Here is a 15,675-nt window from a genome sequence, read left to right on the forward strand (position 1 = left end):
TGTTGAGGCGCCTTACATACCAGATAAAATCGACTTAACTACAATTAGTCCAATTTATCAAAGCGCTATCGTCATAATTCCACCAGATGACGTTTTACCAGCTATTCAAACAATACGCCAAAAATATGATGCCAGGTTTGAGCGCTGGATGCCACATATTACTCTAATATATGGCTTTTTACCAGAATCTTACTTTGAACAAGCTGTTGAAATAATCTCACCTGAACTATCAAAACTAGAACCATTCACAATTACATTAACTGAGTATGGCACATTTACCCATCGTAAAAGCTGTACCGCTTGGTTACGTCCTGTTGTTGAACAGACGCAACATGAGACGCGACATGTCGCGTCTCTACATGAATTGCAAACCATTTTACAAAATCTATTTCCACAATGCGACGAACAAAGCAAAAAATCTGGCAAAGGTTTTACACCGCATCTTAGTATCGGACAATTTCCTAACCCAGAGACCGCACGTTCCATGTTACCTCAATGGCGCCAAGTTAGTTTTACAGTTAATTCAGTGGCTTTAATTAGTCGTCGAGGTGATAAACCATTTGAAATTAAACATATTATACCTTTGGGAGGAAAAAACGAATTACAACAAATAATCAACCACTTACAACCCGAACTTACCCAAACACAGCAAATACAGCGTCAAACTATAATAGACATTATTAAACAAGTGTGTGCAGAATGTTTGGGTACTACACCAACACTGCATTTACTTGGTTCCGCGCGTTTAGGTGTCCAAACTCCCGAAAGCGATATAGATATAGTTTGCGTAATACCTAGTTATATAGTTGGAGAAACATTTCTTCACAACGTCCAGCAACATCTACAAGAATTATGCGAATCCTCCCAAGTAGTGCTTGACGCGCGCGTTCCTGTATTACGCTTAAAAATTGAGACAATATCTATAGATTTATTATACGCGCGCTACGAAAGCACAGCATCAGCGATTGAACGTAGAATAGACGCAGCTAGTCTCAAAGCTATTATCGGTTGCTGGGAAGCTGATTTAATTATAGATACTGTCTCCAAATATGTGTCATTTGATTTATTCAAAAAATTATTAAGAGCAGTAAGAGCTTGGGCAAAATCACGCTGTATCTATGGAAATGCTTGGGGTTTCCTCGGTGGATTCTCATGGGTTATACTAGCAGCTTGGAGTTGCACTTGTTACAATCAAGCTTCCCAAAGTGTTGAACTACTGCTTGCTCACTTCTTCCAAACGTTAAACCAGCACGACTGGAAACAACCTATTTCCCTCACAGAAGCAGGGCGCCAATATAATGTAGAGACGTTACATGTAACGTCTCTATATCGCGACAGGTTGCCAATAATTACATCTATAGAACCTTCTCAAAATACCGCGCGTAATATTACCCGCTCCACATCCCAAATACTACGCTCAGAAATTCAAAGAGGCGCCGAATTAACAAAGCCAATATTAAATGCTGGTACAATAAACTGGGCATCTTTATTTGAAGAAGTTAATTTACAGCAAGAATATAACACCTTTCTAGAAATCACAGTCACAAACTCAAACCCACAAGAGTTAGAAAAACACTGCGGTATATTAGAAGGTTGTATTGTTGGGTTAATTATTCAACTCGAACAACTCGACATATTAGTTCGACCTAGCACCAAACTTGATAAAATTGAAAATGGCGCCTCTCTAACACTCTTCTTACATCTTCCCCCAAATTGTAATATCGAAGCAATAGAGCAACTAGCTTTAGACTTTATATCGCAAAGAAACCAAGTTTCTTCCACACTGAACATAACAATCCTCACTAGTACAAACAGAAACCGGGTTTCTCACTGAATAGAAAGGACATCATAAAATGCTAAACTTCAATAAAATACAAAATTGGCAAAATCAAGAAATTAAAGTCAGCGTGAAGCTAACAAACGCAATTGATGAGGAACTAGTAAGTTGTGGATTGCTTAATTCTAACCAATTACGTTACTACGAAACAGAAGCATTAATAGACACCAGTGCAGTACGCACTATCATTCCAATGCATGTAGCACAACAACTTGGTTTACGTATTCGTAGTCAAGAACTAGCAACATATGAAGATGGAAGACAAGAAATGGTAGGACTAACTGGAGCTATTTTAATCGAAATAAAAGGACGAAAAACAGTACAAGCAGCATTAGTTACTGGAGATAAAGTATTAATCGGTCAGACTATTTTGCTCGGTTTAGATTTATTCGTGGACTATAAAAACCATCGTTTAATTCCAAATCCTAAAAATCCGGATGCTCCTGTTTTTCGTATATAAAACGGTTATATTGTGGAGACGTGACATGTCACGTCTCTACATATACACATTTTTATGACCGCACATCAATAACGGTTGCTCTCGTGAAATAATTAAAACCTTCGATTTCAGCAGGTGTACCAATCTTTAAACGACTTTTACCCAAATATAATCCCTTATCCTGCACACTCGCTTGACCTGTCAAAGTAATTAATATATCCATCCTAAAGTTTTGCTTCGGGTCAGGTAACTCCTTAACTGAACCATCCGGTTGCGGTACAGAAACAGTTATCGGTACTTGTTTGACTGATTTAATATTGAGCTTACCTTCAGGTTGATTTTTAAGTGTAATATCAGTTTGAGTACCTGGTTTTAGTCCCTGTTCTAGAAAAGCTTTCGGATTTTTAACGCTCAAACCTTGCACAAATAAATCAATTTCTACTGGTTGAGTCGAACTTGGTTGCGCGAAACTCAACGATGGATAACAAAAAATACTTACTAACGACAGTAAAATTACTAGTAAAAGGCGCCTACGAAAAGATAATAGTCTTGTAAACAAGCTAAATAAGCGGCTCTTAAAATTCAAATTTACCATTCTAATAAGTGCCTAATTATGCAAACTGAACAAGTCGTGACACCTAATTACAGATGCTACGTTTACTAATCCTAGCCTTTATTAAGTCACTTGAATCATTAATTTGTTTGCCAGTTTGCCGTACATACCCAAGCTAAACTATCTCAAACTCAATTTGGTGACTCTTGAGAAAACTATGCGTGTAATGGTCAACAATATTCGTATCGCTCAATTCCAAATTATAAAAATCTACACTATCATGCTCAAAATATGGACCTGCGTGCCAAGTTCCCACATTCAACTTGATAAAACAGTTTCCTAGAATTTTAAATGCTTTCATTCTATCTAAATCAGGTTCATTCACATTGTTATTAGCTGGACATACAGCAATTAACCAGTCTTTTCCTTCCAAAGAACCTAAACACTGTGTACATTGACTATGACGAGTAATATTGTAAAATTTATTACCACGCTTAGTTAAATGCATTATATAAAAACGCGGTACACCCTTATCCAAAACTAACTGAGCATCTTCGCTATCAAAGCTTTTACCATCTTGACTCGCAAAAATGACTTGTCCGTAGTCACTGAAATTTTCTGGTGTAATTAACTCTGCCTTGATTTGCTGTACAGTTTTTGATGGCGCCATAGCTTTAAATAATTTTATAACTTTAACCTCTTGCTCTCTGCGCTAAGAGCGTCTCTGTGGTGAAAAAAAAGATATTATTACCACAGAGACACAAAGGACACAGAGGAAATTACATTTCAGCTTCTACTGATTTAGGGAGGAATCGCTTGGGAATAATCGATGCTTGTTTTTCTGGGTCATCCGAGGGCTTAGTATACCATAGTGCCCAGGCAAACAAGACAAATTGTAAAGGCAGTCTTATAGCATGGAACCAATTTGATGTTGGAATATATTCATTAATCTTAATATGGTTAATTGCCATATTGATATTCGCTGGATATACAGCAATGAATAGTGCAAATAAACCCCATGCTGCCGCTTGACTAACAGGTGGTACAAGTAAACCAATACCGCCTAAAATTTCAAAAAAACCACTGAGGTACACCCAAAAATCTGGGTTAGGCAGTTGAGGTGGAACTATTCTCGCGTATGGTTCCACAGCAGTAAAATGTGTTATCCCCACAATAATGATAGCTACAGCAAGGATTACCCGTAAAAGTTCTTTTCTGTTACTCATTGCGATGGCGCCAATTATATACAAACGAATTTCTTTATTTTGCCAACAAGCGTGTAAACGTGTCGTCAGTCAGCAGTTAGAATTCGATGTGCAAATCCTTTTGACATAACGCGCGCGCTTGTCAAGGGCGAAACAATTATAGCAAACAGCCGTTGTCCAATTGCATAAGTATCTGGATGTCAGAAATATATGGTTACAGATGTAGGTAAAACTCCCAATAAGATGAGCTTATACTCAAATAAGTAATTTTATTGGGCAAATATATATTTACATTATTAATTAGCAGTAAATGGTTACTAAATAGAGTCTATTTATGCCTGAAAATCTTGAAGAGCGTTTTATTTTAGAACTTCGTAAGCGTAAAAAGCAACAGAAACGTGCAGTTTTAATTGCATTACTTTTGTTAAGTGTAAGTGTTGGAGTTATATATTTATTCGTTCAAAGCAATAAAATTATTAAAATCGGCAATTTCGCTATTCCTGCAATCACACCTATATTTATTCTGGGACTAATTTTACTTTTGAGTCTAATTACTTATATTAAAACAAATAATTATTTTCAACAAAATCAACGTTTTCAATTGAAGAGTTTCAAACGTCTTAATACTAAATCTTTATTTGGAATTATTATATTATTATCTGCACTGATTTTTCAGTATAATTCGTTTATGATTAATAATCAAATAAACGGGTTTTTTGCACGTTTAATTTACCAGCCAAAACCTCCAATTTTAAACTCACCTTGGCCTTGGAAAGAACATAATACCATTCATCCAGTTGTTGCTAATATGCCGTCAGGTGTTGAAAAAAGCATTAAATCTGTTGCAAAATATATTGCTCAACATGAAAAAGATGAGTATTTAATCATTAAAGCTTTACATGATTATGTTATCAAGCGGATTACATACGATTTAAATGTGTTAAAAACAGGAATCAGACCTTCTCAAGATGCTCAAAGTGTCTTTCAAAATCGTAAAGCAGTTTGTGAGGGTTATGCTAATCTTTTTGTAGCATTGGCACAAACTATTGGTATAAAGGTTGTTTATATTGAAGGAGACATTCGTAAAGATTTAGCTCCTACTGATGTAATTCCTGAAACAATAAAACTTCTGCATTCTGAATACAACTGGACACGTCATGCTTGGAATGCAGTTAAAGTTTCAGGTCATTGGCAATTAGTAGATACGACTTGGGATGATAATGAGTCTTATAATGCAGATTATTTAATGCTTCCTCCCAAAGCAATGATTTTAAGCCATTTCCCCGACATCGTAGACTGGCAACTTTTACCTAGCTCTAAAAACCAAAAGGACTTTGAAAATAATCCTATTTTGACCCCTCAATTTTTTATAGAAGATTTAAAGTTGATTTCACCTACCCAAAATCAAACAGATGTTACAAAAACTGCAATAATTGAAATTAAAAGTGTTCAAAGTAATCAAAACCAACTTGTAGCTTTATTGACTAAAGCAAAAGACAACGAATCTATATTTTATAATTTTTCAAGATTTTTGGAGTCACAAAGTAATCAATCTTCCCAACAGAAACAATATATAAAGAAATGTTCAAGCCAAACAAATCCAGAAGGAGTGATTAAAATTACTTGTCAGCCTGAAAAACCAGGTAATTATCAAGTTATAATATATAGCTTATATAGCTCTGAACAAAAGTATATACCTGTTGGTCAGCTTAAATTTCGAGTACTTTAGTTTTACACTCTTGTCCCATCTGCCGCGACTTGAGTTTGATATTTCTCCTGAGTAGCCCTGTCGGGTGTGGGTGCGAGATGTGAGATAATACATATTACATCTATTAAAACAGGAATACGTAGCAGGTTTATCGATGAATATAAATTGTAATAGACGTAAATTTATTTTATACACCTCAGCTTTAGTTTGTGGTAGCTTAATTCCTGTAGCTTGTAGCAATAACCAAACACCACAAACCACAACTAACAGTAGTAGGGGATTTAAAATTGCTATTGCACTTCCGGGAGTTATCAGCGATAAAGCTTGGAACCAGTCTGGATACGAAGGAGTACAACTAGCAAAACAAAAGTTAGGAGTAGAAACTGCCCACGTTGAAAAAGTTGCCCAAAGTGACCAAACTGAGGTATTATCAGACTTCGCGCGTCGTGGCTATAATTTAGTCATTGCTCACGGTGGACAATTTGACGCTGCACTTCAACAAATCGCACCTCAGTTTCCCAATACATTCTTTATTGGTGTTAATGGTAACATCTTCGGCGCCAATATCGCTTCTCTGAGAATAGACCATTTGCAAGCAAGTTATTTATGCGGAATTATCGCCGCTAATATGACAAAATCGAATAAACTTGCTTATATAGCAGGACAAAAATTTCAAGCAACGCAGGAAGAGTTACGCGGGTTTGAATTAGGCGCCAAGTCAATTAAAAAAGATATTCAAATAACTCAGACTTTTACGGGTGACTGGAACGATGTCGCAAAAGCCAAAGAAGCTACACTGGCTTTAATATCAACAGGTGCTGATGTCATCTACCAATGGTTAGATAGTGCTTCTGCTGCTGTACTACAAACTGCGAGTGATAAAGGGGTTTATGCATTTGGTAATACAAATGACCAGTTTGATATAGCACCTAAAGCTGTTTTAACTAGTGCGGTAAAACATTTAGATGTGGCAATTACATATTTAGCAGAACTCGCACAGAAGAAGGAAATAAAGGGACAGGTTTATAAGCTTGGTTTAGAAAGACCTGATATTTTGACTTTAGGTAAATTTAGTGATGCTGTACCCCAAGCTGTGCAAAAACAAGTGTTGAGTGTTAAGCAACAAATAATAGATAAGAAGATTAGTTTTTAAAACAGGCAGGGATGCCTGTTCCACAAGAGCATTCCACAACAGTTGATTATGGTATATTTACGCCTAGAGAATATTACTAAACAATTTGGTGCCTTTATTGCCAACGATAATATAAATTTATCTGTTGAGTCTGGAAGTATTCACGCTATTCTTGGAGAGAACGGCGCCGGAAAGTCTACTTTAATGAATATTATCAGCGGGTTATATCAGCCAGATGTAGGACAAATATATTTACAAGAAAAACTCGTTACCATTACCTCATCTACTGATGCTATAAAGCTTGGTATTGGCATGATACATCAGCATTTTATGCTTGTACCCCAATTGACTGTTACTGAAAATATAATTCTTGGCACTGGTAAAAATATTAATTTAAATATACGTCAAAAACAAGCCGAAGTCAAAGCTTTATCTCAAGCGTATAATTTAGAAATTGACCCTACTGCTAAAGTCGAAGATTTACCTGTAGGAATGCAGCAGCGTGTCGAAATACTAAAAGTTCTCTACCGTCAAGCGAAATTATTAATTCTTGATGAACCTACAGCAGTTTTAACTCCATTGGAAGTAAAATCATTAATTGCTATTCTCCGTCAACTGGCAGCAACTGGACATACTATTATCTTTATCAGTCATAAATTAGAAGAAGTAATTAATTTATGTGACACTGTAACAGTACTGCGAAGAGGAAAGGTAGTAGCAACAACAACGACGCAGCAAACAACATCACAACAACTTGCTGAATTAATGGTTGGGCGCCAAGTTAGTTTACATCTAGATAAAAAACCTGTTCCGAAAGGTGAAATTGTATTATCAATAAACAATTTAAATGTCAAAGATGATAGAGGTGTTACGGTAGTTAAAAATATTTCTTTTGAACTGCGTGCGGGAGAAATATTAGGTATTGCTGGTGTTGATGGTAATGGACAGCGAGAGTTAGCTGATGCTCTTATCAAAACTGAGGTAGCAACAGGATATATTCCAGAGGATAGGCAAAAAACAGGTTTAATATTACAATTCAATATTGCCCAAAACTTGATATTAAAAGCTTTTAAAAATCAACCTTTTTCTCGTCGTGGTTTTTTACAGCAAGAAGCAATTAAAAGTAATGCAGTATCTGCTATGGAAGAGTTTGATATTCGGGCGCCTGATGTTAATGTTAAAGTGAGTCGGCTTTCTGGTGGCAACCAACAAAAAATAATATTAGCGCGCGAACTAGCTGGAGAACCAAAGTTAATTATAGCCATGCAAGGAACGCGCGGGTTAGATATTGGAGCAATTGAAGCAGTACAGCAAAGGTTACTCGCACAAAGAGAACGCGGTGCAGCAATTTTATATATTTCAACCGAGTTAGAAGAAGTAATGGCAATGAGTGACAGAATTGCTGTAATGTATAAAGGTATGTTTGTTGGTATATTGGATGCAGCGAATGCGACAGTTGAAGAAATAGGTTTGCTCATGGGAGGGGTAGAAAGATAAATTATGGGAATTACATTAGAGTTTAAACAAGTATCCCCCTATTTATTAAATAGACTCAAACAATATCCTGATTTTGCTGGATTGTTTTTAGATGCGAAATACTTGCCGGACTCACCATTTTGGGAAGAATTTACAATTAATCAAAGTGATGCAGGTGATGTTGAATGGTTTAATGAAGCAACAAATTATTATATAGAAACATTAGAAAAATTAAAAACAGATAAACCCCAAGAATTTGAGAAAATAAAAGAAGATATAGACTTAATTCAAAATGAGGGAAAAGGAGTTTATTTAGATATTGATAAAACATGGAAATTTCTTCACTTTCTACTCACAGGTTATGAATTTGATGCTGAGATATCGTTCTCGTTTTTGATTGGTAAGAATCAAAATGATGGTTTGCCTTTAATTAACGCTATTTTTGGGGCAAAGGATTTAGGATATTATGAACGAGATTTTGGTATAATCTACTTTACTGATAAAGAGGTTCAGGAAATAGCTCAAGCATTATCAGAGTTTTCCCACACTCATAATGAAAGAAAGATTAAGGTTTCATGGGTTAGAAGAAGTAAATTATGAATACTTTTTAAATGATATATACACTCAACTATTGACTTACTATAAAGATGCTACCGTAAAGGAAAATGCAATGTTGTTACATTTTGGTTAGAGAAGATTATTTAACAAAAAATATTTAATATTTTATTGTGGGGTGGGCATCCCGAACCGCCTTCTATACTTGGAACGGGCAAGGATGCCCATTCCACAAGGGATGCTCATTCCACAAAAACCTTTTTGAGATAACAACATGAAGACTAGCCGCTTTTTTCCTATTATCTCACCTTTGATTGCTATTACTTCTGCCTTAATAGTCGGCGCCGTTCTCATTCTCATTGCAGGCGCCAATCCTATCACAGCTTATACAGCATTATTTACTGAATCATTATTTACTTATTTTGGCTTTGGTAATACCCTTACCAAAATGGCGCCACTATTATTAACTAGTACTGGAGTTTTACTAGCATTGAAAGCAGGACAATTTAATATAGGTGGGGAAGGACAGATATATTTTGGTGCCTTAGGTAGTACTTTAGTTGGTTTATATGTACAGGTGCCAGGGTTTATTCATGTCCCATTAGCAATACTAGCAGGGTTTGTTTTTGGCGCTGTTTGGGGTTGGATACCCGGTTATCTCAAAGCAATACGCGGTGTCAATGAAGTGATTACAACTTTACTGCTTAATTATATTGCAATTAATTTGATTAGTTATTTGGTGCAAAATCCGTTGAAGGAGGCGAATGCACCTAGTCCATATTCACCGCTGATAGCCAAGTCCGCACAGCTACCCATTATTATACCTGGAAGTTTGGCTCACGGAGGTATATTGCTTGCATTAATGGCAGCAGGAATTATGTATATAATTATTAAGCATTCTACATTGGGTTACAGAATTACAGCAGTTGGTTTAAATCAGAAAGCTTCTAACTATGCAGGTATTTCAGTACACCGTACCATTATGTTAGTCATGGCTGCTAGTGGTGGGTTGGCAGGACTAGCAGGCGCCTCAGAAGTGATGGGTTTAAAGTATCGCTTGTTTGAACAAGTCTCACCCGGTTATGGTTTTGATGCAATTGCGATTGCTTTTCTGAGTCGTGGTAATGTACTAGGAGTAGTACTAAATTCCTTATTCTTTGCTGCATTACGAAGTGGCGCCAATGTTATACAGCGTAGTGCTGGGGTTCCTGTAACTGTAATATATGCTATTCAAGGATTAACGGTATTATTTATTGCAATTGCTTTGGCATTAGAACCGAAACTACAACATGAATAATGATTTCCTAACTGATTATCTTATATCAACCCTACGTCTCTCAGTTCCCCTTGCTTATGCTGCAATGGGTGGTCTTTTTTCTGAACGTTCGGGTGTTCTAAATATTGGTTTGGAAGGAATGCTGTTAACAGGCGCCTTTACTTCTGCGGCTGCAACTTTTTATAGTAGTAATGTTTGGGTCGGTATTGGGACTGCATTGATAGTAGGTGGGTTAGTTGGATTACTTCATGCTTTTTTATGTGTAACTTTACGGGTTAACCAACTAGTATCAGGACTGGCTATTAATTTAGTTGCAGGTGGGTTGACTTCGTTTTTAGGGCGCCTCATATTTAGTAGCAATACAGAGCGTTTACCGATAGTACCTGCGCTCCAGATTCCAGTTATCGCCAATATTCCGATAATAGGTATCTTATTTAAGCAGGATATTCTTGTATATCTACTGTTTTTGATTATTATCCTAACTACGTATTTTCTTTTTTATACAAATCCTGGTTTGAACTTACGCGCGGTTGGAGAATATCCCTCTGCAGCTGAGACAGCAGGAATTTCGGTAACTTTAGTGCGTTATATTGCCGTAGTTGTTGGTGGGTGTCTTGTTGGTTGCGGTGGCGCCTATTTAGCTTTAGTACAAATTAATTACTTTGCTGAAGGAATGAGTGCAGGTAGAGGATTTATTGCTATAGCTTCGCTAATCTTTGGTAGATGGCATCCTATCGGTACTACATTGGCTTGCCTATTGTTTGGCGCCACAGAAGCTTTACAGTTAAGGATACAGGCCTTTGGTGTAAATATTCCGTATCAATTCTTAACGATGCTACCTTACGTAGTTGCTCTAATTGCTCTTATAGGTGGAATAGGTAAATCTACACCTCCTGCTGCATTAGGTATACCTTACCAAAAGTAGGGTGCGTGACGCTACCAACAATTGTTAAACGAAGCTCGCATATGGTGGCGTCACGCACCTTACAAGTTATATTTTTACCACAGAGACGCAGAGTACACAGAGAGAGGAGTCTAATAAATTAAAAGGTGTAAAGTTTGCTAAAGTATCTATATTATTAGTTACAGGATAAGATATGTTACCGTCTTTGTTTTCATACGGTACATTTTCATAGCGCAAAAGTTGAGCTAATAGAACTTCGTATGTAGCCATGATATAATTTTCAGCATCATGGGCACCGACTAGTTCTTTACCGCAGTATAATTTGTATGCGGCTTTAAGTGTACGAGGTTCCATTTTGTGGAATATTGTTAGCACGTCGATGTATTTTCTTCCTTCGAGTTGAAATTCAATACCCGCGTGCGAGAATTCTACTAATAAAGGTATATCAAACTTATTAGAATTAAATCCAGCAAAATCACCCTCATCGATATATTGAGCTACAGATGCTGCAATAGTACCAAAAGTCGGCGCCTGAAGTACATCTTCGTCATATATCCCATGTATACTAGAGGCAGCTTCAGGTATGGAAATAGTTGGATTGACTATAAACTTTTTTACCTCTTGTGTTCCATCCGGATATACCTTTAAAATAGCAATTTGTACAATTCTATCTTGGCTAACATCTACTCCTGTTGTCTCTAAATCAATGAATACTAACGGACGTGTCGAATGTAACTTCACGCTATATTACTCCATAAATATTTTTGCCTAGAAACCCGCTTCTTCCACCTCTTCTATTGTAAAATTTATTGCTACAGAGTATTTTTTGTACTTAAAAACAGCTAGGTGATTTTGGATGGTGATTTTGGATATAGTTGTGGTTTAGTCGTTTAATCGCACAGTCAACGCTACGTTGCGTTATTATAGATTGTTGTTAGTGGTTGGTGTGCAAGTTGATTAAGAGTAACTAAAGAGATATCTTATTAAGGTTTATGCAAAAGTACATGTAGGACTACCACTATGGTTCAAATTGGTTCACTAGTGCGTTCGCTTGATAATGAACTAGGTATAGGAAAGGTAGTTCAACAAAGTAATCAAGACGCAGTAGTTGAGTATTTCTGCTCAGTAGGGCAGTGTATTGAGGAGACAGTACCTTTCAGTGAGTTGCGTCGAGTTACACTTCAGCGTCAAACTCGATGCTACGTTAGGTCAGAAGACCTTGGCAGATGGTTAGTAGGACGCATTTTTGGTTGGGACGATTCCCACGGCGCCTATCAAATTGATTTGCCCGATAGTAAAACGTTGTTTGCTAGGGAACGCGATGTATATGTTCGCTGCAATTTGCCAATCGAAGACCCGATTGAAATATTAGCGTATAAGGGTCAAGAAACGCCTTATTTCCACCAAAGACGTTTTGCGCTTGTGAAAAACTTAACCTCGCAGCGTGCGGTTAGTCGGGGGATGACGGGGTTAATTTCTGCGAATATTGAGTTGTTGCGTCACCAAGTAGAGGTTGTACGTCGGGTGCTTGAAGACCCTATTCAACGCTACTTACTCGCTGATGAGGTTGGACTGGGAAAAACTGTAGAAGCAGGCGCCATTTTGCGTCAATATTTACTCGATGAACCAGAGCGACGTGCAGTAATATTGGCGCCGCAGTATTTACTCGAACAATGGCGTACTGAGTTGAAAAATAAGTTTTATTTATCACATTTTCCCGACAGGGTAGTACTATCAGCAGTTGAGGATGTTCAAAAAGTTAATGCTAAGGCAGAGATTGGGCTATTAATTATAGATGAGGCTCACCATGTTGCGGCAATGGCAAGGTCAACAGAAGCAACAAAGCGTAGTAGCTTTGACAGTTTTAAGACGCTTGCTCATCAATCGGAACGCTTACTTTTGCTTTCTGCGACTCCAGTTGTTAACAACGAGCAAGATTTTTTGGCGATGTTGCATCTGCTCGACCCGACAAATTATAAATTGGATGATTTAGAAGGTTTTCGTGAACGGGTGGCAAAACGTCAAGATATTGGTCGAGTGCTGCTTTCATTCAAAGAAGGTGCAAATCATTTTGTCCTCAAAAATCAGGTTACACAGCTTTGCAGTTTGTTTCCCGAAGATAAATATTTATCAGATTTGGCAGAAAAACTACAAAATTCTTTACAAGAAAAAACTGGTAACGAAAATAAAATAGTTAGAGCGATTCGGACTCACATTAGCGATACTTATAGACTTTATCGTCGAATGCTTCGCAATCGTCGTGCGTCTGTAGAGGATGTAATATTTGACCGCAATGTGGCGCCGAAAGCTGAGTATGATTTGGATGAGCGTGTTTACGACCTGCATGAGTTAATGGAAGAATGGCGAGGTTTGGCACCTGATACTCCACAGTATCAACGCATCTTTTTGCTATTGTTCCGCGCTTCGGGAACTTGGTTAGGTCTTTTACACCAAGTCATCAGCGCGCGTTTAAAGGCAATTTCTTCGACTGAGTTAGCAAAAGAGTTTGACGCTGATAGTTTGAAAATTCTCGTTGAAACTCCCAAATTTGACAAAGAAGTAGAAATTTTGAGAGGTTTGCTCAAAATTCTTGACCAACCCTCAGAAGATGGCGACCGTTTGGTGTTATTAAGAATAGTAATACTTTACAAACTGTCAGAAAACTTTAAACTTCAGTCGTTCCGCAGCAACATACCCAAGTTACTCGAACAGGTACAATTGCGGTTAAAAAGACCGATACCTGGAGACCGACTACCAAAAGTAGTTATATTTACGAGCTACATACAAACTTGTGGTCAAATTGTCAAGTTTTTGCGAGATAGCTTTGGTGAAGCGTCAATAGCAAGTCATCAACAAGGAGAACCGCGCGCACAAGTAGAAAAGAGTCTTGATAGATTCAAAAATGACCCTAGCTGCTTTATTCTCGTTTGCGACTATTCGGGTGAAGAAGGTCGTAACTTGCAGTATGCTGATTCGATGATACATTTTGACTTGCCTTGGTCGCCAAATCGCTTGGAACAACGAATTGGTAGAATTGACCGTATTGGGCGCCAGTTGAATGTAGAATTAACGGTATTTGCAGGCGCCGAGATCGATGACAGTCCCCATGATGCTTGGTATCAATTGTTGAAAGATGGGTTTAATATCTTTGAACAGTCGATAGCGAGTTTCCAGTTTTATGTGGATGAAAAGTTGCCAAAATTGGAAGCAGCTTTATTTAAATCAGGAGCTCAGGGGCTGTTAGAAAGCATAGAGCAAGTTAAACACGAAATAGGCGCCGAGCTAATTAAAATTAACGAACAAAACGCTCTTGATGAAATCGATGCACTTGATGATACCGCTAGCGAGTATTTTGAAAACTTAGATAATTTTGATGCTCGTCACCAAGAAATCGAAAGAGTTACAGAAGATTGGGTGTGTAACGCTTTACGCTTAAAGCAGTTGGGTGATGCAAATGTATCAGGGGCACAACGCTATGAACCCACATCCAAAACGTTGATACCCATTGACGATTTAAGAACTTATTTTGTTGGGTTAACAAATGATGTAGGTACTTATAATCGGAGAGTAGCTAATCAGAAACCTCATATTAACCTTTATCGAATTGGTGAAGGTCTGATAGATTCTCTGTCATCTTATATACATTGGGACGACAGAGGTCAAGCATTCGCGATGTGGCGAGTTGATGATACATGGGATACAGAGGAAGGTATGGAGTGGTTTGGTTTTCGATTTGATTATATAATCGAAACCGATTTAACTAGCTACAAATTAGACCCCATCAAGTACAAAACATTACAGCGTCGTGCCGATAGTTTGTTTCCTCCAATTATCGAGAGCATCTTTATTGACGCACGACAGGAGCCAATGAGTATTGTTGAGGATACTGTCCTTTTGGAGATTTTACAACGCGGTTACAAAGGAAAAGGTAAACCGCCGATTAAACCTCCCGTTAAAGCTGTAAATAAAGCTGCAAATAAAGCTGGCGCCAAAACGAGCGCTAACATGACCGTCAAAACTCCAGTTAAAGGCGCCACAAACCAAGATTACAACCTAGCAAAAAGTCGTTTGTCGATACTTGATAACTTTATAGACCCAGACGAATGGCAAGATTTTTGTCGTGACGCGCGTAACACTTCTGTAGAGTTACTTATTAGTCAGGATAGTTTTATTGAACAGTGTGAAAAAGCAGCTACACACGCTGAACAAAAACTAGGTAGACGACTCGAACAACTGCGTCTGCGTCTCAACCGCATAAAGCAACAAGAAAAAATCATTGACAAAGCACTAACGCAGGAAGTAGTAGAAGAAGCCAAACTCAATCAAGCAATAGTAGAAGGTATTCGTCACCCAAACATTCGTCTTGACTCCGTTGGCTTTATTATCGTTTCCGGGCGCCATCCTGTTCAAGGAGAAGAAGAGGACTACTAGTAACTCTCTGTATTTCTGTGCCTCCGTGGTAGTACAAAGATTTTTACCACAGAGACACGGAGTACACAGAGAGGGTAAATTGATGACTACTTACGTCACTATTGTGGCAAAATTACAATAGTGCATGTTAAACTTATGGGAATACGATAATCTTTATTA

General features: G+C 37.7%; 13 protein-coding genes. 9 read left to right on the forward strand and 4 right to left on the reverse strand.

Annotation, left to right across the window (positions count from 1 at the left end; genetic code table 11):
- A partial coding sequence (locus AC2JBO_RS05645; protein WP_496952654.1) for a poly(A) polymerase occupies positions 1 to 1,834 on the forward strand: 1,834 nt, incomplete at its 5' end.
- A 19-nt stretch (positions 1,835 to 1,853) separates the two neighbouring features.
- A complete protein-coding gene (locus tag AC2JBO_RS05650) occupies positions 1,854 to 2,297 on the forward strand; it encodes a retroviral-like aspartic protease family protein (RefSeq protein ID WP_496952655.1) in 444 nt (147 codons plus the stop codon).
- A gap of 52 nt (positions 2,298 to 2,349) precedes the next feature.
- Here the strand turns inward: AC2JBO_RS05650 and AC2JBO_RS05655 are convergent, their stop codons facing one another.
- The 3 genes from AC2JBO_RS05655 to AC2JBO_RS05665 form a co-directional block, all read right to left on the reverse strand.
- Positions 2,350 to 2,871, reverse strand: a complete 522-nt coding sequence (locus AC2JBO_RS05655; RefSeq protein WP_496952656.1) for a DUF4330 domain-containing protein — start codon at positions 2,869 to 2,871, stop codon at positions 2,350 to 2,352.
- 133 nt (positions 2,872 to 3,004) lie between these two features.
- Positions 3,005 to 3,499 carry an ureidoglycolate lyase gene (locus AC2JBO_RS05660; protein WP_496952657.1) on the reverse strand — a complete coding sequence of 165 codons (495 nt, stop codon included), beginning with the start codon at positions 3,497 to 3,499 and terminating at the stop codon, positions 3,005 to 3,007.
- A gap of 109 nt (positions 3,500 to 3,608) precedes the next feature.
- The gene (locus AC2JBO_RS05665) at positions 3,609 to 4,055 is read right to left on the reverse strand and encodes a DoxX family protein (protein WP_496952658.1); all 447 of its coding nucleotides are present in this window, start codon (positions 4,053 to 4,055) and stop codon (positions 3,609 to 3,611) included.
- 313 nt (positions 4,056 to 4,368) lie between these two features.
- On the opposite strand from AC2JBO_RS05665, the gene AC2JBO_RS05670 reads away from it, so the two are divergent.
- The 6 genes from AC2JBO_RS05670 to AC2JBO_RS05695 all read left to right on the forward strand — a co-directional run bounded on the left by AC2JBO_RS05670 (position 4,369) and on the right by AC2JBO_RS05695 (position 11,106).
- Positions 4,369 to 5,763: a transglutaminase domain-containing protein gene (locus AC2JBO_RS05670; RefSeq protein ID WP_496952659.1), complete on the forward strand. Its 1,395-nt coding sequence runs from the start codon at positions 4,369 to 4,371 to the stop codon at positions 5,761 to 5,763.
- A gap of 133 nt (positions 5,764 to 5,896) precedes the next feature.
- Complete coding sequence (locus AC2JBO_RS05675) at positions 5,897 to 6,895, forward strand: BMP family protein (protein WP_496952660.1); 999 nt, start codon at positions 5,897 to 5,899, stop codon at positions 6,893 to 6,895.
- A gap of 48 nt (positions 6,896 to 6,943) precedes the next feature.
- Entirely contained in the window at positions 6,944 to 8,371 is a 1,428-nt protein-coding gene (locus tag AC2JBO_RS05680; protein WP_496952661.1) for an ABC transporter ATP-binding protein, read from the forward strand.
- A gap of 3 nt (positions 8,372 to 8,374) precedes the next feature.
- Positions 8,375 to 8,950 (forward strand): DUF1877 family protein, encoded by a 576-nt coding sequence (locus AC2JBO_RS05685; protein WP_496952662.1) that lies wholly within the window; start codon positions 8,375 to 8,377, stop codon positions 8,948 to 8,950.
- Positions 8,951 to 9,179: 229 nt separating this feature from the next.
- A complete protein-coding gene (locus AC2JBO_RS05690) occupies positions 9,180 to 10,202 on the forward strand; it encodes an ABC transporter permease (protein WP_496952663.1) in 1,023 nt (340 codons plus the stop codon).
- Positions 10,195 to 11,106 (forward strand): ABC transporter permease, encoded by a 912-nt coding sequence (locus AC2JBO_RS05695; RefSeq protein ID WP_496952664.1) that lies wholly within the window; start codon positions 10,195 to 10,197, stop codon positions 11,104 to 11,106. Before AC2JBO_RS05690 ends, AC2JBO_RS05695 begins: the two co-directional genes overlap by 8 nt.
- A 66-nt stretch (positions 11,107 to 11,172) precedes the next feature.
- Here AC2JBO_RS05695 and AC2JBO_RS05700 read toward each other — a convergent pair whose 3' ends face one another.
- A complete protein-coding gene (locus AC2JBO_RS05700) occupies positions 11,173 to 11,826 on the reverse strand; it encodes a 3'-5' exonuclease (RefSeq protein WP_496952665.1) in 654 nt (217 codons plus the stop codon).
- A 279-nt stretch (positions 11,827 to 12,105) separates the two neighbouring features.
- On the opposite strand from AC2JBO_RS05700, the gene dpdE reads away from it, so the two are divergent.
- Complete coding sequence (dpdE, locus tag AC2JBO_RS05705; protein ID WP_496952666.1) at positions 12,106 to 15,516, forward strand: protein DpdE; 3,411 nt, start codon at positions 12,106 to 12,108, stop codon at positions 15,514 to 15,516.
- The last annotated feature ends 159 nt before the right edge of the window (positions 15,517 to 15,675 follow it).

It is taken from the genome of Calothrix sp. CBUCES-K 9914, assembly GCF_059640475.1.